Raw genomic sequence first — 19,337 nt, forward strand, 5'->3', positions numbered from 1 at the left:
ACGGTCAGGTCACGGTCTTGTCACCGCGCGGTCTCAGCTGCAGACGGCGCCCTGCGACGCGGACCCCACGAGCTTGGAGTACTTGGCCAGCACGCCACGGGTGTAGCGAGGCGGAAGCGGTGCCCACTTCGCCTTGCGTGACTCGAGCTCGGCGTCCTCGACCAGCAGGTCGAGCGTTCCGTTGGCGACGTCCAGGCGGATGCGGTCGCCGTCGCGGACGAACGCGATCGGTCCGCCGTCGACGGCCTCGGGAGCGATGTGCCCGACACACAGGCCCGTCGTGCCACCCGAGAACCGACCGTCGGTCATCAGCAGGACGTCCTTGCCGAGGCCCGCGCCCTTGATGGCTCCGGTGATCGCCAGCATCTCGCGCATGCCCGGGCCGCCCTTGGGGCCCTCGTACCGGATGACGACGACGTCGCCGGACGTGATGGTGCCGTCCTCGAGAGCGTCCATCGCGGCGCGCTCACGCTCGAAGACGCGGGCGGTGCCCTCGAAGACGTCGGAGTCGAAGCCTGCCGACTTCACGACTGCGCCGCCGGGAGCCAGCGAGCCCTTCAGGATCGTGATGCCGCCGGTCGGGTGGATCGGCTCACTCATCGCGCGCAGCACCAGACCGTCGGGATCCGGCGGGGCGATGTCGGCGAGGTTCTCCGCCACCGTCTTGCCGGTGACCGTGAGGCAGTCGCCGTGCAGCAGGCCGGCGTCGAGCAAGGCCTTCATGACGACGGGAACGCCGCCGATGCGATCGACGTCGGTCATGACGTGGCGGCCGAACGGCTTCACGTCGGCGAGGTGCGGCACCTTGGCGCCGACGCGGACGAAATCGTCGAGGGTGAGTTCGACACCTGCCTCGTACGCGATCGCGAGGAGATGCAGCACGGCGTTCGTGGAACCGCCGAAGGCCATGACGACGGCGATGGCGTTCTCGAAAGCCTCCTTCGTCATGATGTCGCGCGTGGTGATGCCGCGACGCAGCAGTTCGACGACGGCCTCGCCGCTGGCACGAGCGAATCCGTCGCGACGCTTGTCGGGAGCGGGCGGAGCGGCGCTGCCGGGGAGCGACATGCCCATGGCCTCGGCCGCGCTGGCCATCGTGTTGGCGGTGTACATACCGCCACAGGCGCCCTCGCCGGGGCAGATCGCGCGTTCGATGGTGTCGACGTCCTCACGCGACATCAGGCCGCGCGAGCAGGCGCCGACGGCCTCGAACGCGTCGATGATGGTGACCTGGTGCTCGCTGCCGTCCGAGAGCGTCGCGAAACCGGGAAGAGTGGAGCCCGCGTAGAGGAAGACACTCGCGAGGTCGAGGCGCGCGGCCGCCATGAGCATTCCGGGCAGCGACTTGTCGCAGCCGGCCAGCAGCACGGAGCCGTCGAGGCGCTCGGCGCTGATCACGGTCTCGACCGAGTCGGCGATGACCTCACGGGAGACCAGCGAGAAGTGCATGCCCTCGTGGCCCATGGAGATGCCGTCGGACACGGAGATGGTGCCGAACTCGAGGGGATAGCCGCCGCCCGTGTGCACACCCTCCTTGACCGCCTTCGCCAGGCGATCGAGCGAGAGGTTGCACGGGGTGATCTCGTTCCACGACGACGCGACGCCGATCTGGGACTTGCCCCAGTCCGCGTCGCCCATGCCGACCGCGCGCAGCATGCCGCGCGCTGCGGTCTTCTCGAGACCGTCGGTGACGTCGCGGCTGCGGGGCTTGACGTCGGCCGTGTCGGCGCTGGTGGAGGTGGTGGCGTCTGCGGGGGTGCTGCTCATGGCAAAAACCCTAGACCGCACCGGAATCACCGATCATCGGGCACCGGACTCGACCTCAGCCACCGTGACCGTTCCGTTATCAACCAGTGACCCGATCGCGACACTCGCGATGCGCTACCGCGTGGTAGCGCTGGCATCGTCATGCCTATCGAGAGCACGTCCCGCGTTCGACGGATCGAGGTGAAGACCGTGAATACACTTGTTGCACAGCCGCTTACGGATGATTCGGCGGTGTCTACCGAACCTCGGCCCGCGGCTCGCTCGACGGCGGAACTGTCGGCTCTGCTCCAGGCTGTCGGCCGTGGTGACCGTGAGGCGTTCGCCCGGTTCTACGACGCGACGTCCTCCCGAGTCTACGGAGCCGTGCTCCGGGTGCTCCGCGATCGTGGATTCTCCGAGGAGTGCGTCCAGGACGTCTATCTCGAGGTGTGGCAGAAGGCCCCCACGTTCTCGCCCGAACAGGGGTCGCCGGCGGCGTGGTTGGTGACCATGGCGCACCGGCGAGCCATCGACCGCGTGCGGTCCGAGCAGTCGCGGACCGATCGCGAGTCGAAGTATGCGATGCTCGACGCCGCCGTGGGGATCCACGACACGTCGGACCGCTTCCTCGACCGCCGTCCGGTGCTCGACGCGATGCAGGAACTGAGTGGCCGGCAGCGGGAATGCCTGTTCATGGCGTTCTTCGAAGGTCTCACGTATGCGGAGGCCGCCGATCGTATGGGCGTGCCGGTGTCGACGATGAAGTCGCGGATCCGCAGCGCACTCGCGAAGATGCGCGTCGATCCCCGCGTGGCCTGCCTGGCGGAGTGACCGTCAGCGGCCGTCCGTCACGGGCGGTCCGGACACGTCGCAGTGCATCGGCGTGCGACCCGTCGGGCGAGGTGTGCGGATCGAGACGGCGGCGAGTGCCCCGGCGAGAGTCAGCACGGCCGCACAGATGAGCATCGCGGCGCGGAATCCCGAGGAGAACTGCGCGGGATCCAGCTGCCCGGAGATGCCGACGATGCCGGGAATCGCGGCGACCGAGAGCAGTTGAGCCGTGCGCGCGACCGCGTTGTTCACCGCGGACGCGGTACCCGCGTGCGATGCCGGTGCCGCACCGATGACGGCCGCGGTGAGTGGCGCCACGAGCAGGGAGAGCCCCACGCCGAACACGACGACGGCCGGCAGCACGGCACCGAGGTAGGTCGATCCCGGCTCGATGCGGACCATGAGTACCAGCCCGACCGCGGCCACCAGTGGTCCCACCGTCATGGGCAGACGAGGTCCGATGCGGCCGGCCAGCGCGCCGGCGCGCGCCGACAGCAGGAGGAGCGCCGCGGTGATCGGCAGTGTCGCCGTGCCGGCGGCGAGGGCCGAGTAGCCGAGCGCGACCTGCAGTTGCAGCAGCAGCAGGAAGAACACGCCGCCGAGCGCGGCGTAGGCCGCGAAGGTCACGATGTTCGCCGCGACGAAGACCCTGGACGAGAAGAGCGACGGCGGCACCAGAGGGTGGGCCGTCCGGCGCTCGACGACCACGAACACGGCCGTGCCGACCAGGCCGATCGCGATGATCGGCCACCGTCCGTCGATCGCCCCGTAGGTCAGTGCCGCGAGAGCGAGGGCGACGACGGCAGCTCCGGGGACGTCGAGTCGGCCGGAGGTCTCGGGGTCTCGCGTCTCGGGCACGTGGCGCAACGCGACGACGACGACCGCGACGGCGAGCGGCACGTTGAGCAGGAAGATGGACCGCCACCCGGCGATCTCCACGAGCCAGCCGCCCAGCAGCGGGCCCACCGCGGACCCGATGCCACCGAAGCCCGACCACAGGCCGATGGCCGCACCCCGATCCTTCGGGTCGATCGAGGCCGACAGGATCGCCAGCGAACCCGGCGTCACCAACGCAGCGCCGATGCCCTGCACGACACGAGCGAGCACGAGGAACTCGACGTTCGGCGCCAGACCGCACGCGACCGACGCGACCGCGAACCAGATCGTGCCCAGGACGAAGATGCGCCGCCGTCCGACACGGTCGCCGAGCGAGCCGCCCAGCAGCACGAACGCGGCAAGCGTCAGGGTGTAGCCGGTGACCGTCCACTGCAGCCCGCTGACGTCGGCGCCCAGTTCGGTCCCGATGTCGGGGAGGGCGATGGTGACCACGGTTCCGTCGAGCAGCGACAGGGTCGATCCCAGCACCGTGGCCAGCACGATCCACCGGCCGCGCGCCGACGACAGGGGGACGGTCGGCGGGGGCGAGGTCACTGGTCGTCGAGACAGACGACGAAGGCGCGCTCGTCGTAGACGTAACTGCGTGACGACGGGCATTCCGACGCGTCGGTCGTGCCCTGCAGGACGTCGACGACCCGGACACCGCCGATCATCGGGGCGTCGCAGTCCGAGCGCTCCGGGTCGGGCGTGCCCAGATCCATGCATCCCCCGACCACGAAGTCGATGTCGAGGCACAGCGCGCCCTGTTCGATGCCGGCGAGCGTCTCGTAGTACGTCTGGTCGACGTCACCGGGACAGAAGTCGGTGGAGACCTCGCCAGACACCACGCGGTAGTTCGATTCGGGAGACCCGCACGCGGCCTCCTCGATGGTGGCCTCGTCGACCGTGCCGCCGAGACGCACGCAGTCACCCGCCTGCGCGTCGATGGAGACGTCGCCGCCGGTGCCGGACGGAGTGGTGGGGACCGGCGGGAGGATCGAATCGTTCGGCAACTCGGGCACCTCGGACGCGGGTACGGAGCCCTGCTGAGCGACGGGGGTACCGGTGATCGTCGACGAGCATCCTGCCAGCAGAGCGACCGCCGTCAGCACGAGGAGAACGGCCGGAGCGCGCCGCGTTCCCGGTCGCCGAGAAATCGTCATGGACGACACTGTATGCCCGTTGCACCGTTTGTCCGACGTGTAAGTATTGAGCGGTGGACCTCCCCGTTTCACCCCCGTTGCAGCCCATGCTCGCCAAGGCCTCCAAGACGGTCCCCGACCAGCCCGACTCGGGGGATCCGGCGTGGTCCTACGAGCCGAAGTGGGACGGCTTCCGCACGATCGTCTTCCGTGACGGGGACGAGGTCGTGCTCGGGTCACGCGGTGGTAAGGACCTGGCCCGGTACTTCCCGGAGATGGTCGACGCCGTGCGCGAGGAACTGCCCGAACGATGTGTCGTCGACGGCGAGCTGGTGGTCGCTCTCGAGACCGACGGATCTTGGCGGCTCGACTGGGACTCGCTGTCCGAGCGGATCCACCCCGCCGACAGTCGCGTGCGGATGCTGGCCGAGAAGACCCCCGCGCAGTTCATCGGATTCGATCTCCTGGCTCTCGGTGACGAGGACCTGACCGGTCTTCCCTTCGCCGAGAGGCGTGCCCGCCTGGAGACGATCCTCGACACGGGTCGGACCGAGCCGCGGTGCCACGTGACGCGCGTGACCGCGGACGCCGCTCTGGCCACCGACTGGTTCGACCGGTTCGAGGGAGCGGGACTGGACGGGGTCGTGGCCAAGCGGCTCGACGGCGTGTACGTGCCGAACAAGCGCGAGATGATCAAGGTCAAGCACGCCCGCACGGCCGACTGCGTTCTCATCGGGTACCGCATTCACAAGAGCGGCAACGGTATCGGGTCGATGCTGCTGGGTCTCTACAACGGTGACCAGCTCCAGATGATCGGCGGCGCGTCCGCGTTCACGGACGCGAAGCGGTTGTCCTACCTCGAGGAACTGGAACCGTTGCGGCTCGGTGACGACATCGTCTCCGACGGCGAGCAGACCCGCTGGCGCTCCGGCATGGACCGTACATGGATCCCGGTGCGGCCCGAGCGGGTTCTCGAGGTGGCCTACGACCAGATGGAGAAGTCCAGGCTGCGCCACGCCGCGCGCTTCGTCCGCTGGCGCCCCGACCGGGATCCGCTGAGCTGCACGTACGACCAGCTCGACGTGCCCGCGGACTACGACGTCTCCGACATCCTCGAGAGGTCCTGACCGTGGCCGCGAAGTCGACGCCCGTGATGCTGCAGGTCGGGGAGCGTGAGGTGAAGGTCTCGAGTCCGGACCGCATCATCTACGAGGCCACGGACCGCACACCGGACATCACCAAACTGCAGGTGTGCGAGTACTTCTCGACGGTGGGCGAGCCGTTGATGCGCGCCCTGGGGGACCGTCCCACCGCGATGGAGCGCTGGCCCGACGGGTATCGCGACGGGATGCGCCTGGCCACCGGCCCGCAGGACAAGGGTGGCGACGGCTTCTATCAGAAGCGATTGCCCAGAGGTGCACCCGATTTCGTCGAGACCGTCGAGATCACGTTCCCGAGCCGGAGGCGCGCAGAGGAACTGTGTCCCACCGAGCCGGCGTCGCTGGTGTGGGCCGCCCAGATGGGCACCCTGACCTTCCACCCGTGGCCGGTCCGTCGGCCCGAGGTCGACCGTCCCGACGAGTTGCGCATCGACATCGACCCCCAGCCGGGAACCTCGTTCACCGACGCCCGCCGCGTCGCTCTGGTGACGCGAGAACTGTTGGAGGAACTGGGTCTTCGTGGCTACCCGAAGACCAGTGGCAACCGCGGCATCCACGTGTACGTGCGGATCCGGCCGGAGTGGACGTTCGAGGACGTGCGTCACGCCGCGATCGGCCTGGGCCGTGAACTCGAACGCCGCGACGACGGCGTGACCACGGCCTGGTGGAAGGAGGAGCGCGGTGCGCGCCTCTTCATCGACTACAACCAGAACAACAGGGACCGCACCATCGCGAGTGCGTGGAGTCTGCGGGCGCGTCCCGGCGCCCCGGTGTCGACGCCGCTGACCTGGGAGCGCCTCGCCGAGACCAGCGACCCCCGTGAGTACTCCCTGGTCACCGTCCCCGACTACCTGCAGGACGGCGATCCCTGGGCGTCGATGGACGACGAGGCGTACTCGTTGGCTCCGCTGCTCGATCTGTGGGAGACGCTGCCCGGCGGCGAACTCAACTTCCCCCCGGACTACCCCAAGATGCCCGGCGAGCCGCCCCGCGTCCAGCCGTCGAAGAAGGTGGCCGCCCATTGGGACGAGGACGGCAACCGGGCGCAGGAGTAGGCGACGTCAGTCGGCGACAGGCCGGCGGGCGGCTGCGCGCATCGCCTCGAGCTCGCGGATGATGGTCGCGGCGTCGTGTGGGCCGCTGTGGCGCTGCGGAACCCGGCCCTCGACGCCGAGATAGAACGTCGGTGTCCCCGGTAGCTCGCTGGTGAGCGCGTCGAGTTCGTCGTCCTCGACGCGGGTGACGAAGTCGCCGGTCCGGAGGTCGTCCTCGAAGCGATCCATGTCGAGCCCGAGGTCCGCGGCGTAGCGGTCGATGTCGTCGCGCTCGAGGGCGTCGCTGTGCAGGAACAGCGTGTCGTGCATCTCCCAGAACTTGCCCTGTGCCGCAGCAGCTTCCGACGCCTCGGACGCGTACCGGGCATGCGGGTGGTAGTCGTCGAGCGGGTAGTGGCGGAAGATGTAGCGCACCTGATCTCCGAAGTGTTCCCGCACCTCGCGCGTGCTTCCGGTCGCCTTGCTGCAGAACGGGCACTCGAAATCGCCGTACTCCACGATGGTGAGCGGCGCGTCCACCGGTCCGCGGATGTGGTCCCGCTTCGGGCTCACGCGGCGGAGGAGGTCCAGTGACGGTTCCGCGGGCGGCGGCGCGAATCGGTTGCCGAGCGAGAACACCAGCCAGCCGAGCAGCGCGGCGATCACGGAGGCACTGAGCACGCCGACGCGGGCTTGATCTGCAAGAGCCGGGTCGTCCAGCGCGAGATCGACGATGAACAGCGAGATGGTGAATCCCACGCCGGAGAGCGCGGCGCCGCCGGCGATCTGCGGGAAGGTGAGCCCCGGCGTCATGGATCCCGGCCGGAGCTTCGCGAACACCGCGCTCGCCGTCGTGATGCCGACGAACTTGCCGAGCACCAGGCCGACGACGATGCCCCAGGTCAGCGACGACGTGGCGGCGGCACGCAGCGTCTCCGAGCTCAGGACCACACCCGCGTTCGCGAGGGCGAAGATCGGCACGATGATGAAGGCCGTGTACGGCTGGTAGAGCCGCATCAGCCGCTCGTTCACCGAGACGGCGCGCTCGAGTCCGAGCCGCGCGGCGCGGGCGTACTCCGGATTGGGGGACTGCCGGAACGCCCGGGTCAGCGCGGCGGCATGTTCCACCTCACGCCGCCGCGGCGGGTAGACGGGCAGGATCAGGGCGATCATGACGCCCGCGAGAGTGGGGTGGACGCCGGACTCGTACATGGCGACCCAGGTGACCACCGAGACGAGTCCGTAGCCCGCGCCGCGCCACACCCGCAGGCCGCGCAGCGACGCGATCAGAGCGAGGCCCGCCACGGACACGAGCAGGGGCCCGATCCGCAGTTCGTCGGTGTAGAACACCGCGATGATGGCGAGTGCGCCGACGTCGTCGGCGACGGCGAGGGTCAGCAGGAAGATGCGCAGACGCACGGCTCGGGCGGGTCCGACGACCGCGAGGAGCCCGACCACGAACGCGGTGTCGGTCGAGATCACCACACCCCACGCCGCGGCCTCGGGCCCGGTGGGATTGAGGAGAAGGAACAACGCCGCGGGCAGTGCGAGCCCGGCGATCGCCGCCACGATGGGAACGGCGGCGCGGGACCGGTCGCGGAGCTCGCCCATGGCGAACTCCCGCTTGACCTCGAGCCCGACGACGAAGAAGAACAGAGCCATCAGACCGTCGTTGACCCAATGCTGCAGGTCGAGCTCGATGCCCTGATCACCCAGCGTGATCGACAGCGGGGTGTGCCAGAACGACTGGTAGGTCTCACCCCACGGCGAGTTCGCCCAGATCAGCGCCACCACGGTGGCGACGAGGAGGAACGCGGCAGCGACGGTCTCGCTGCTGTCTCCCCGACGCGCGTCGGCGATCTTGTCGACCAGGCCTCTGAACCGCGTCCGATGCGCGGTGATCGACTCCGTCACCGCACGAAACTACAGCAGCGCCGCACCCCTCGCGGGGTGCGGCGCTGTGAGCTCGTGCGGTGGAGACGGAGTGTCAGCTCGCGTCGCGTGCCGCTTCCTTCTCGGAACCTGCGCCGGCCGTCGAGAGCTGGCCACCCGCGTTCTCGAGGTGCGCACGCACGAACCAGTGGAACAGCTCCAGCTGGCCGCTGTGTCCGATGAGCAGGTCCTCGGTGACGGGGTCGACCTTGCCGACCTCCTCGATTGCCGCGCGGTAGTCCGAGATCACGCCGGTGTAGACGAGGTCGAGCGCGCCGAGGTGCTCGATGGCCGGCGCGCGGCCGATGCTGTAGTCGTCCCACTTGCGCTGCGAGACGATGGTGCCGGGGGTGCCGAGTGCGGACGAGCCCAGCGTCGCGATGCGCTCCGCGACGTCGTCGGCGAAGCCGCGCACGGCCTCGACCTGGGGATCCAGCATCTCGTGGACGGAGATGAAGTTGGGTCCGACGACGTTCCAGTGCACGTGCTTGAGCGTCAGATGCAGGTCGTTCAGGGCGTTGAGGCGGTCCTGGAGGACCTCCGCCACATGGGCGCCGTCGGCGACGTCCATGCCGGGAACGGTGTACGAGGCCGTCTTCTGCGTCGTGTCAGTCATGCACCGTGGATTCACCGTCGGCCCCTCGTTCAAACCCCCCGGCGTCGCAGGTCACACCGGCTCGGGGGCATGGTCTCGGTGTGGTCCGGAGCGACCCCGCATCTGCGTAGGCTGAGCGTCGTAGCGTTGTCGAGAAGGGTGTTCCACGAGTCATGCGAGTCTTCTTCTGCCGCAAGTGCGGTCAACAGCTGTCGTTCGAGAACTCCATCTGCCTGAGCTGTGACAGCAGGCTGGGATTCCACCTGCCGAGTCGCAGCATGCAGGTGCTCGACGACGATCTGTCCGTGGTCGTGGACGGCACCACCTGGCGACGCTGCGCCAACATCAAGTTGGCGCAGTGCAACTGGTTGGTCGACGCGACGGACGGGGACACGCTGTGCCTGTCCTGCGCCCTCACCCGCACGCGGCCCGCCGACTCCGACCAGGAGGCCATCGCCGAGTTCGCCTCCGCGGAGACGGCGAAGCGCCGGGTGGTGCTCGAGCTCGACGAGTTGCACCTGCCGATCATCGGGCGGGACGAGAACCCCGAGGGTGGTCTCGCTTTCGACCTGCTCTCGAGCGCCAACCGCAACGTCATCACCGGTCATGCCAACGGTCTGATCACGCTGGACCTCGCCGAGAGCGACGACGTGCACCGCGAGCAGCTGCGGGTGTCGATGGACGAGCCCTATCGCACGCTCGTCGGCCACTTCCGGCACGAGATCGGTCACTTCTATCAGATGGTGCTGATCGGCAGCGGTGAGCATCGCGCGCGGTTCGAGGAACTCTTCGGCAACCCGGACGACGACTACCAGGCGGCACTGGATCGGCACTACAGCGAGGGTGCACCGGACGGCTGGAAGAAGAACTACGTGTCGTCCTACGCGACGATGCATCCGGCCGAGGACTGGGCGGAGACGTTCGCCCACTACCTGCACATCCGGGACACCCTGGACACCGCTGCGGCCTACGCCTTCGCGCCCGCCGGATCCACCTTCGAGGCGCCACTGGCCGGAGACGTCGGTTTCAGCCGGATCATCGACTGGTGGCTACCGCTGACGTGGGCACTCAACCAGCTGAACAGGTCCATGGGACACCAGGACCTCTACCCCTTCGTCCTGCCGGCGAAGGTGCTGGAGAAGATGCGCTTCGTCCACTCCGTCATCGTCCCCGACGAGGTCTGAGCAGGCGCCTTCTACCAGGAACCGCTTCGTTCGGGAGGCAGCCGGGCGATGAGGGACCGCGCGCACTCGATGGTCAGCGTCGTGTCGTGGGACAGCACGTAGTCGTACCGACGTTCCATGTCGGGTCCGGTGTCGCCGAGGTCGCGGGCCGCGAGCACCGCGGAGAAGTGGGGCGTCAGCACGACGACGTCCCATTCCTCGCGCAACGCGTCCGACGCGGCGAGGTTGGCGCCGCGGATCTTCGGGGCAGGCTCGGTGCCGATGTTCTCCGCGAGCGCGCCGACGAGCGTCGCGTTCATGGCCATCAGCTCCCACCGTCGTCCGGTGATGGGCGTGAAGTGCTTGACGTGCTGGAACGCTCCGAGCATCAGCGCGGTCTGCTGGCTGTCGGTCGCCATCGCCTCGAGGTTCTTGCTGATCTCGATGAGCAGACGCTTGCTCGCGCGGCGTACGTCGCGACCGCCGGCAGCCAGGTTGTACGGCGTCGACATCGGGGTGAAGCCGCGATCGCGTGCGATCTCGAACTCGAGGGGTGATCCCACGGGACTGTCGACGGAGAGGTCGGTGGTCGATCCGTAGAGGGAGCCCTCGCCGACGCGCGCTCCCATGGCCTGCGCCGTGAGCGCTGCTCGTGGGGTGTCGATGCCCTCGGCCATGACCACGGCGCCGGTGCGCTCCACCTGGGCCGCGACGGCGTTGACCACGCGGGCCGTGAAGCGATTGGGGCGCGTGGCCAGAAGGGTCCGGTCCAGCTTGATCACGTCCGGCTCGAGCAGCGGGAGCAGAGCGAGGGACTCGGGCCGTACTCCCACGTGGTCGACGGCGATGGCCCAGCCGAGTCGTCGGACCTCGGCGACCACCTGCATCAGGTGCGCCGGTCGTCGGATGAGCGCGGTCTCGTCGAACTGCAGCACCGCGCCGCCCATGTCGTGGTCCCGCAGATCGGGCAGTTCCGTGAGGGAGTCGGGGTCGACCGCGATGAACAGGGGCAGTTCACGAGGAAGCTCGGCGCGCGCGGCCTCGCTCAGCGCTCCGTTCCACCGCGCGGCGTCGAGGTCGGGTGTCATGCCCATCGACTTCGCGGCCGACGCGAGTGACACGGGGTCGGCGAACGACGAGTCGGCGGGACCCAGAACGACCGCCTCGTACCCGACGATGGCATCGGTCTGCAGATCGATGATGCGCTGGAACGACGTGCGGAGGCTCTCGGGACCGAGCAGATCGCTGAGTCCGCCCCCGTCCCGGTCGCCGGAGAACAGCACGGGACGGGCCGGCCTGCTTCCGGCTGTGTTGGTTCGGTCGTCGATCACCACGGCGTGTGCCCTTCCGTCATGTCGGCGCGTTCGCGAGGAACGTGCTCGACCCTCGACCGCCGCCGTGGTTTGACAGGAGTCCTACGTCATCCCGACACGGCGCAGTCAGCGCCCTCCCGGGTGTCTCACCACATTACCCGATTGGCGATGGGGACCACCCGTATGTGTTAATTGCGGTGCGATCAGGTAAAGCGACTTCGCTAGGGATGGTTCACAAGCATGGGTGCTCGACGTTCGGTTCGTTTCCTCGCTCGTTCGGCTGCAGGCGTCCTCGCCGCGGCCGCCGTCACCGTCGGGGTGGCCGTGCCCGCGTCCGCGGCGCCGCTGTGGCCCGGTGGCCCGGACATCTCGCTCCCGCCGATCCCCGGCATCACCGCCCCCGCGCCCGGTGTCCCGACACCGCCGGTCGCCCCGCCCGCACCCGTCGAGGCGCCGCGTGGTCCCGCGAACTTCTCCGCTCCCGCACTGAACCCGTCCGCGGGCGAGGTCGTCGGTGTCGCGCAGCCGATCATCGTCCGGTTCGCCGCCCCGATCGACGACCGCGCGGTCGCCGAGCGGGCGATCGACGTGACCACGTCCGCCGGCGACGTCGCCGGCCGCTTCTTCTGGTTCTCCGACAGCCAGGTCCGCTGGCGACCCGACGTCTTCTGGCCGGCGAACACGACCGTGACGGTGACCGCGGGAGATGCGTCGTCCACCTTCACCGTCGGCGACGCGATCGTCACGACGGCCGACGACGACACCAAGACCATCACCGTGACGCGCAACGGCGAGGTGGTGCGCACCATGCCCACCTCGATGGGCAAGGTCGGCCACGAGACGCCCAACGGCACCTACATCGTCGGCGAGCGTTTCCGCGACATGTACATGGACTCGTCCACCTACGGCGTGCCGGTCGATGCGCCCGAGGGCTACCGGACCTACGTGGAGTACGCCACCCGCATGTCGAACAGCGGCATCTTCGTCCACGCCGCGCCGTGGTCGGTGGACAGCCAGGGTGTCGAGAACGTCAGCCACGGCTGCCTCAACGTCAGCACCGAGGACGCGAAATGGTTCTTCGAGACGGCCCAGAAGGGTGATCCGGTGGTGGTGCAGAACACCGACGGCGGCATTCTGAACGGCCGCGACGGCCTCGGCGACTGGCAACTCTGAAACGATCACATCTCGGACCGATACTGATCGGTCCATGTTCACCATTCGTTCGCTTTACCTACGCTAATGTCCCACCGGTGAGAGCAAGCCCGCCGCGATCGCGGCCGGTGGTCCAGCGCACCTTGCCGGAACTGCCACCCGCACAACGATCTTTCCTCCGTCGACCGTGGCGCGACTACGCGCTGTTCCTGGTGTTGGTCGGGCCGAACCTGGTCCTGCTGGGCGTGTTCACCTACCGGCCGCTGCTGGACAACATCAGGCTCTCGTTCTTCGACTGGAACATCTCGTCGCCGACGTCGACCTTCATCGGTCTCTCGAACTATCGCGAATGGTGGGGGCGCAGCGACACGTGGCAGATCGTGTCGAACACCGTCATCTTCACCATCGCGGCGGTGGCGGGCAGCATGCTCCTCGGACTCGTCCTGGCGATGCTCCTCGATCGCAAGTTGCGCGGCCGCAACATCGTCCGCTCGGCCGTCTTCGCTCCGTTCGTCATCTCCGGCGCGGCCATCGGTGTGGCGTTCCAGTTCGTGTTCGATCCGAACTTCGGCCTGATCCAGGACGTCATGCGGCGGTTCGGCTTCGAGGGAGTGCCGGACTTCTACCAGAGCCCCGGGTGGGCGCTGTTCATGATCACCGTGACGTACCTGTGGAAGAACCTGGGCTACGCCTTCGTCATCTATCTCGCAGCGCTGCAGGGTCTTCGGCAGGATCTGACCGAAGCCGCGCAGATCGACGGCGCGAGTCGGTGGACGACGTTCCGCAAGGTGACGCTTCCTCAGCTGCGTCCCACCACGTTCTTCCTGTCCATCACGGTCATGCTCAACTCGTTGCAGGTCTTCGACATCATCAACGTGATGACGCGGGGCGGTCCGCTGGGTACCGGCACCACCACGATGGTCTATCAGGTGTACGAGGAGTCATTCAGGAACTTCCGGGCGGGCTACGGCGCGACCGTCGCCACGATCATGTTCCTGGTGCTGCTGATCATCACCGTCCTGCAGGTGCGAGTCATGGATCGAGGTGACGCGCGATGAGCGTGATCGACAGGGCGCCGGCCGCCGCCACTGCCGACGATGCCCGCCCGGCGCGGGACGCCGCCCGCCGTCGTCGACTCTCCGCACTCTTCGGCTACGCAGCGATGGTCGTGGTCATCGTCATCATCGGGTTGCCGCTCTTCTGGATCGTCGTCACCTCGTTCAAGGAGCGCGGTGACATCTACGTGCAGCCGTCGGTCTGGTGGCCCGCGGTGTTCCGCCCGGAGAACTACGACGAGGCGACGACCACCGTTCCGTTCTGGACGTTCCTGAAGAACTCCCTGATCATCACCAGCATCCTGGCCGTCGTGAAGTTCGCGCTGGGCGTGCTGAGCGCCTACGGCCTCGTCTTCCTGCGCTTTCCGGGTAAGACGATCGTCTTCCTCGTGATCATCGCGGCACTGATGGTGCCGAACCAGATCACGGTGATCTCCAACTACGCGCTGGTGGCGCAGTTGGGGTGGCGCAACACCTTCCAGGGCATCATCGTGCCGCTGGCGGGCGTGGCATTCGGAACGTTCCTCATGCGCAACCACTTCCTGTCGATACCGCAGGAGATCATCGAGGCCGCCCGCATGGACGCCGCCGGCCCGGTCCGCCTGCTGTTCCGGGTGGTCCTGCCGTTGTCGGGCCCGACCATGGTCGCGTTCGCCACCATCACCGTGGTGAACGAGTGGAACGAGTACCTCTGGCCGTTCCTGATGTCGGACGACTCGTCCGTCGCGCCGCTGCCGGTGGGCCTGACCCAGTTGCAGAACAACGACGGCGTCACCAACTGGGGGCCCGTCATGGCCGGCACCGTCCTGACGATGCTCCCCATTCTGATCGTCTTCCTGGCTCTCCAGCGTCACATGATCAAGGGCCTCACTTCCGGCGCCGTCAAGGGCTGACCAACCTATGAACAAGGAGCACATGATGCAGCCATTCTCTCGCCGCGGATTCCTCGGACTGTCCGGTGCCGTCGCCGCGGGCGCCGCTCTCACCGCCTGTGCCGGAACGAGTTCGACGAGCAGCTCGTCGTCATCCGGTGGTGGCGATGCCAGTACGATCACGTTCTGGTCGTCCCACCCGGGCAGCTCGAAGGACATCGAGAACGAGCTCATCTCGCGCTTCCAGACCGCCAATCCCGACCTGACGGTGCAGATGGTCGACGGCGGCAAGAACTACGAGGAGATCGCGCAGAAGTTCAACGCGGCGCTGTCGGGCGGGTCGCTGCCGGACGTCGTGCTGCTCTCGGACGTGTGGTGGTTCAACTTCGCGTTGCTCGGCGCGATCTCGCCGCTGGACGACCTGTTCTCGCAGGCGGGCGTGAACACTAGCGACTACGTCGACTCGCTCGTCGCCGATTACAACTGGAACGACAAGACGTGGGCGCTGCCCTACGCCCGCTCGACCCCGCTGTTCTACTACAACCGCGAGGTGTGGACTGCTGCCGGACTCCCAGATCGCGGGCCGGCCACGTGGCAGGAGTTCGACCAGTGGGGCCCGGAGATCCAGCGCGCCATCGGATCCGGCAAGCTCGCGCACGGCTGGGGCAACGCGGAGGACTACCTGGGGTGGACCTTCGAGGGCCCGATCTGGACGTTCGGCGGCAGCTACTCCGACGAGTTCGATCTGAAGTTCACCGACGAGCGCACCATCGAGGCCGGCAACTTCCTCAAGGACATGATCCACACGAAGAAGTACGCGGCCGTGTCCAACGACATCGCCAACGACTTCTCCGCGGGCCTGCTCGGCTCGACCATCGCGTCGACCGGCGACCTGTCGGGCATCACGAAGAACGCGAAGTTCGACTTCGGCACGGCGTTCCTCCCCGCCGAGGCGGGCACTCCCGGGTGCCCGACGGGTGGCGCCGGACTGGCCATCCCGGCGAACATCCCGGACGAGCGGAAGATCAACGCGCTCAAGTTCATCGAGTTCGTGACCAACACCGAGAACACGGCGTACTTCTCGCAGAACGTCGGCTACATGCCGGTGCGCAAGTCGTCCGCCACCGACGCCTCCGAGGTCGCGTTCCTCGAGCAGAACCCCCGCTCGCGGACCGCGGTGGACCAGCTCGCGCGGACCCGGTCGCAGGACTACGCCCGCGTGTTCGTGCCCGGCGGCGATCAGATCATCGGTGCGGGTCTCGAGCAGATCGCCCTGCAGAACGCCGACGTCGCGTCGACGTTCTCGGGTGTGCAGGATCAGTTGCAGCAGATCATCGATCGCCAGATCACTCCCAAGCTGCCCAAGTAGAAGCGGACCACCTCTGTCATGGCCTCGGTACATTTCGTGGAGACGACCCACCGCTACGCGGGAGCACCGACTCCCTCGGTGGACGCGCTCAGTCTGGACATCGCGGACGGCGAGTTCCTCGTGCTCGTCGGACCGTCGGGATGCGGCAAGTCGACGAGCCTGCGCATGCTCGCCGGGCTCGAGGCGATCGAGAGCGGGCGCATCGAGATCGGCGGCAAGGACGTCAGCGGGTTCGCACCCAAGGAACGTGACGTCGCGATGGTGTTCCAGAACTACGCGCTGTATCCGAACATGACGGTGGCGGAGAACATGGGATTCGCGCTGCGCAACGCGGGAATGTCGAAGGCGGACACGGCCGTCCGCGTCGAGGAGGCGGCTCGGATGCTCGAGCTCGAGCCCCTCCTCGGCCGGCGTCCGGGCAAGCTGTCCGGCGGCCAACGTCAGCGCGTGGCGATGGGGCGCGCGATCGTGCGTCGCCCCGAGGTGTTCTGCATGGACGAGCCGCTCTCCAACCTGGACGCGAAGCTCCGGGTGAGCACGAGGTCGCAGATCGCGTCGTTGCAGCGCCGGCTCGGCACGACGACGGTGTACGTGACGCACGATCAGGTCGAGGCCATGACGATGGGGGACCGGGTCGCGGTCCTGAAGAGCGGACTCCTGCAGCAGGTCGCGAGTCCCCGTGAGCTGTACGCGAATCCGGTCAACGACTTCGTCGCGTCGTTCATCGGCTCGCCCGCGATGAATCTGCTCGAGACGGACGTGGTGGACGGCCACGCCGTCCTGGGTGGCGCGCGCATCCCGGTGCCCGCCGCACACAAGGGGAGGATCGTCGTCGGGGTCCGCCCCGAGTCGTGGGAACTGGTGGGCGAGTCCGACACCGAGGCGGTCGAGCTGACCACCGAGCTGGTCGAGGAACTGGGGGCGGAGTCGTTCGCCTACTCGGTCGGACCGGCGGACGCCGGCTGGACGGCCCGCGGTGGCCGCGTGGTGGTGCGGGTGGATCGTCGTGTCGTGGTCGGTGCGGGCGAGCGCCTGCGCGTCCGGCCGGACGCGGGTGAGGTGTACTTCTTCGATCCCGAGTCCGGCCTGCGCCTGCGCTAGATCACCAGATGCGGACGCGCTGCTGCGGATCGAGGTAGAGCGCGTCCTGCTCTGTCACCTCGAAGGCCTCGTGGAAGCTGTCGAGGTTGCGGACCACGCCGTTGCACCGGAACTCGGGCGGCGAGTGGGGATCGATGGACAGGCGGCGCAGCGCCTCCGCGTCCCGCGCCTTGGTGCGCCACACCTGCGCCCAACCGAAGAAGACACGTTGGAGCCCTGTCAGGCCGTCGATCTCCGGGGCCGCGGAGCCGTTCAGTGAGATCTTGTACGCCTCGACGGCGATCGACAGACCACCGAGGTCGCCGATGTTCTCGCCGATCGTGAACTTCCCGTTGACGTGGTGTCCGGGAAGGGCTTTCGGCTCGAACGAGTCGTACTGCTCGATCAGCGCGGTGGTGCGCTTGCCGAACTCGCTGCGATCACTGTCGGTCCACCAGTCGACGAGGTTGCCGTCACCGTCGTACTTGGCTCCCTGGTCGTCGAATCCGTGGCCGATCTCGTGTCCGATGACCGCACCGATTCCGCCGTAGTTCGCGGCGTCGTCGGCGTCCGGGTCGAAGAACGGGGGCTGCAGGATCGCGGCGGGGAACACGATCTCGTTCATGCCCGGGTTGTAGTAGGCGTTGACGGTCTGCGGGGTCATGAACCACTCGCCGCGGTCCACCGGACCACCGAGCTTGTCCAGATCGCGCTGGTACTCGGCCTCGTAGCCGCGGCGGTAGTTGCCCACCACGTCCGCCGGATCGATCAGCAGCGAGGAGTAGTCCCGCCAGGTGTCCGGGTAGCCGATCTTCGGGGTGAACTTGTCGAGCTTCGCCAGCGCGGCCGTCCGCGTCTCCGGGCTCATCCACTCGAGGTCGGAGATGTTGCGCCGGTACGCCTCGACGAGGTTGGCCACCAGTTCCTGCATGCGCGTCCGCGAATCGGCCGGGAAGTGCTTCTGTACGTACAGCTTTCCCACCGCCTCGCCCATCAGATCCTGTACGAGGGAGACGCCGCGCTTCCAGCGCTCGCGGTTGGTCTCGGTTCCCGTCAGCGTGCGGCCGTAGAAGGCGAAGTTCTCGTCGACGATCGCGGACGTCAGGTACGGCGCGCGGGAGTGGAGGATGCGCCAGGTGGCCCAGGCCTTCCAGTCGTCGAGGCTGCGCGTCGACCACAGCTCCGCGAACGTGGTGAGGAACTCGGGCTGGCGGACGACGATCTCGGCGAAGTGACGGTCCGCGTCGGCGCCGAGGCCCTCGATCCAGGCGCCCCACTCGAAGCCGGGCGCGTCCGCTCGCAGCGACGCGAGCGTCGTCAGGTTGTAGGAGAGATCGGCGTCGCGGCGCTTCACCACGTCCCAGTGGCCCGCCGCCAGGGCGGTCTCGAGATCGACGACGCTCGCTGCGGAACGGGTCACGCCCGCGAGGGCGAACATGGCGCCGATGTGCTCGGCGTACTGCTCGCGAACCTGTGCGTGCTCGTCCTCCCGGTAGTACGACTCGTCGGGGAGGCCGAGGCCGGACTGCGAGAAGTGGACGAGGTAGCGGTCCGATTTCTTCGAGTCGGTGTCGACGTAGTGCGCGACCGCGCCGCCGACACCGGTGCGCTGCAGAGTGCCGAGTACGCGGGCGAGCGCCTCGCTGTCGGTGGCGTCGGCCACCGCCGCGAGCTCGTCGGCGATCGGCGCGGTGCCGGCCGCCTCGATGGCGTCGGCGTCCAGGAAGCTGCTGTAGAGGTCACCGATCTTCGCGGCGTCCGAGCCGGGCGCCGGACTGGAGTCCGCCGCGACCTGGATGATGTCGCGGACGTGCTCCTCGGCCCGGTCGTACAGTGTCCGGAACGCGCCGTCGACGGCGCGGTCGGCCGGGATGTCGTACTCGGCCAGCCAGCGGCCGTTGACGTGCTCGAAGAGATCGTCCTGCGCTCTGGTGACGGCGTCGACGAACTTCAGGTCCAGGCCCGAGGGCCGTGCGAGTGATGCGTCCGAGGTCATGCCTCCATCCTGACAGGCCGG

At 68.1% G+C, this 19,337-nt stretch carries 16 protein-coding genes; 9 read left to right on the forward strand and 7 right to left on the reverse strand.

Annotated elements, in window-relative coordinates; translation table 11 throughout:
* Positions 1-33 precede the first annotated feature (33 nt).
* Positions 34-1,767 carry a dihydroxy-acid dehydratase gene (gene ilvD, locus HQ312_RS04385; protein ID WP_222637927.1) on the reverse strand — a complete coding sequence of 578 codons (1,734 nt, stop codon included), beginning with the start codon at positions 1,765-1,767 and terminating at the stop codon, positions 34-36.
* Between the two features lie 231 nt (positions 1,768-1,998).
* On the opposite strand from ilvD, the gene HQ312_RS04390 reads away from it, so the two are divergent.
* Positions 1,999-2,577, forward strand: coding sequence for a sigma-70 family RNA polymerase sigma factor (locus tag HQ312_RS04390; protein WP_308123794.1), 579 nt, complete (start codon positions 1,999-2,001; stop codon positions 2,575-2,577).
* A 3-nt stretch (positions 2,578-2,580) separates the two neighbouring features.
* Here the strand turns inward: HQ312_RS04390 and HQ312_RS04395 are convergent, their stop codons facing one another.
* Positions 2,581-4,071, reverse strand: a complete 1,491-nt coding sequence (locus HQ312_RS04395; protein ID WP_222637929.1) for an MFS transporter — start codon at positions 4,069-4,071, stop codon at positions 2,581-2,583.
* Positions 4,005-4,616 (reverse strand): hypothetical protein, encoded by a 612-nt coding sequence (locus HQ312_RS04400; RefSeq protein WP_056441104.1) that lies wholly within the window; start codon positions 4,614-4,616, stop codon positions 4,005-4,007. Before HQ312_RS04400 ends, HQ312_RS04395 begins: the two co-directional genes overlap by 67 nt.
* A gap of 53 nt (positions 4,617-4,669) precedes the next feature.
* Between HQ312_RS04400 and HQ312_RS04405 the strand changes: the two genes are divergently transcribed.
* Together HQ312_RS04405 and HQ312_RS04410 are read left to right on the forward strand one after the other, a co-directional pair.
* The gene (locus tag HQ312_RS04405) at positions 4,670-5,722 is read left to right on the forward strand and encodes an ATP-dependent DNA ligase (RefSeq protein WP_222632253.1); all 1,053 of its coding nucleotides are present in this window, start codon (positions 4,670-4,672) and stop codon (positions 5,720-5,722) included.
* Between the two features lie 2 nt (positions 5,723-5,724).
* Complete coding sequence (locus tag HQ312_RS04410) at positions 5,725-6,810, forward strand: DNA polymerase domain-containing protein (RefSeq protein WP_027506119.1); 1,086 nt, start codon at positions 5,725-5,727, stop codon at positions 6,808-6,810.
* Between the two features lie 6 nt (positions 6,811-6,816).
* On the opposite strand, the gene nhaA is transcribed toward HQ312_RS04410, so the two are convergent.
* Both nhaA and HQ312_RS04420 read right to left on the reverse strand, forming a co-directional pair.
* Entirely contained in the window at positions 6,817-8,661 is a 1,845-nt protein-coding gene (gene nhaA, locus HQ312_RS04415) for a Na+/H+ antiporter NhaA (RefSeq protein WP_261782070.1), read from the reverse strand.
* Positions 8,662-8,776: 115 nt separating this feature from the next.
* Entirely contained in the window at positions 8,777-9,337 is a 561-nt protein-coding gene (locus HQ312_RS04420; protein ID WP_056441116.1) for a Dps family protein, read from the reverse strand.
* 152 nt (positions 9,338-9,489) lie between these two features.
* Between HQ312_RS04420 and HQ312_RS04425 the strand changes: the two genes are divergently transcribed.
* Positions 9,490-10,500, forward strand: a complete 1,011-nt coding sequence (locus HQ312_RS04425; RefSeq protein WP_027506122.1) for a putative zinc-binding metallopeptidase — start codon at positions 9,490-9,492, stop codon at positions 10,498-10,500.
* Positions 10,501-10,511: 11 nt separating this feature from the next.
* Here HQ312_RS04425 and HQ312_RS04430 read toward each other — a convergent pair whose 3' ends face one another.
* Complete coding sequence (locus HQ312_RS04430) at positions 10,512-11,813, reverse strand: EAL domain-containing protein (RefSeq protein WP_235578864.1); 1,302 nt, start codon at positions 11,811-11,813, stop codon at positions 10,512-10,514.
* A 219-nt stretch (positions 11,814-12,032) separates the two neighbouring features.
* On the opposite strand from HQ312_RS04430, the gene HQ312_RS04435 reads away from it, so the two are divergent.
* The 5 genes from HQ312_RS04435 to HQ312_RS04455 all read left to right on the forward strand — a co-directional run bounded on the left by HQ312_RS04435 (position 12,033) and on the right by HQ312_RS04455 (position 17,341).
* Positions 12,033-12,965 (forward strand): L,D-transpeptidase, encoded by a 933-nt coding sequence (locus HQ312_RS04435; RefSeq protein WP_027506123.1) that lies wholly within the window; start codon positions 12,033-12,035, stop codon positions 12,963-12,965.
* Between the two features lie 77 nt (positions 12,966-13,042).
* On the forward strand, positions 13,043-14,002 hold the full coding sequence (locus HQ312_RS04440; protein WP_051613419.1) for a carbohydrate ABC transporter permease: 960 nt from the start codon (positions 13,043-13,045) through the stop codon (positions 14,000-14,002).
* Positions 13,999-14,892, forward strand: coding sequence for a carbohydrate ABC transporter permease (locus HQ312_RS04445; protein WP_222637930.1), 894 nt, complete (start codon positions 13,999-14,001; stop codon positions 14,890-14,892). The genes HQ312_RS04440 and HQ312_RS04445 overlap by 4 nt, the downstream gene beginning before the upstream one ends.
* Before the next feature lie 25 nt (positions 14,893-14,917).
* Positions 14,918-16,240 carry an ABC transporter substrate-binding protein gene (locus HQ312_RS04450; protein WP_027506126.1) on the forward strand — a complete coding sequence of 441 codons (1,323 nt, stop codon included), beginning with the start codon at positions 14,918-14,920 and terminating at the stop codon, positions 16,238-16,240.
* 18 nt (positions 16,241-16,258) lie between these two features.
* Positions 16,259-17,341 (forward strand): ABC transporter ATP-binding protein, encoded by a 1,083-nt coding sequence (locus HQ312_RS04455; RefSeq protein WP_056441124.1) that lies wholly within the window; start codon positions 16,259-16,261, stop codon positions 17,339-17,341.
* A 1-nt stretch (position 17,342) separates the two neighbouring features.
* Here the strand turns inward: HQ312_RS04455 and HQ312_RS04460 are convergent, their stop codons facing one another.
* Positions 17,343-19,316 carry a M13 family metallopeptidase gene (locus HQ312_RS04460; protein ID WP_222637931.1) on the reverse strand — a complete coding sequence of 658 codons (1,974 nt, stop codon included), beginning with the start codon at positions 19,314-19,316 and terminating at the stop codon, positions 17,343-17,345.
* Positions 19,317-19,337 lie beyond the last annotated feature (21 nt).

Source organism: Rhodococcus sp. BP-316, assembly GCF_019836105.1.
Lineage (GTDB): Bacteria > Actinomycetota > Actinomycetes > Mycobacteriales > Mycobacteriaceae > Rhodococcoides.

Bases quoted from the DNA above. Each gene is read 5' to 3' on its own strand.
- HQ312_RS04435 (WP_027506123.1), top strand. From the start codon at position 12,033: ATGGGTGCTCGACGTTCGGTTCGTTTCCTCGCTCGTTCGGCTGCAGGC.
- ilvD (WP_222637927.1), bottom strand. From the start codon at position 1,767: ATGAGCAGCACCCCCGCAGACGCCACCACCTCCACCAGCGCCGACACG.
- HQ312_RS04445 (WP_222637930.1), top strand. From the start codon at position 13,999: ATGAGCGTGATCGACAGGGCGCCGGCCGCCGCCACTGCCGACGATGCC.
- HQ312_RS04420 (WP_056441116.1), bottom strand. From the start codon at position 9,337: ATGACTGACACGACGCAGAAGACGGCCTCGTACACCGTTCCCGGCATG.
- HQ312_RS04460 (WP_222637931.1), bottom strand. From the start codon at position 19,316: ATGACCTCGGACGCATCACTCGCACGGCCCTCGGGCCTGGACCTGAAG.
- HQ312_RS04400 (WP_056441104.1), bottom strand. From the start codon at position 4,616: ATGACGATTTCTCGGCGACCGGGAACGCGGCGCGCTCCGGCCGTTCTC.
- HQ312_RS04455 (WP_056441124.1), top strand. From the start codon at position 16,259: ATGGCCTCGGTACATTTCGTGGAGACGACCCACCGCTACGCGGGAGCA.
- HQ312_RS04450 (WP_027506126.1), top strand. From the start codon at position 14,918: ATGCAGCCATTCTCTCGCCGCGGATTCCTCGGACTGTCCGGTGCCGTC.
- HQ312_RS04395 (WP_222637929.1), bottom strand. From the start codon at position 4,071: ATGCCCGTCGTCACGCAGTTACGTCTACGACGAGCGCGCCTTCGTCGT.
- HQ312_RS04425 (WP_027506122.1), top strand. From the start codon at position 9,490: ATGCGAGTCTTCTTCTGCCGCAAGTGCGGTCAACAGCTGTCGTTCGAG.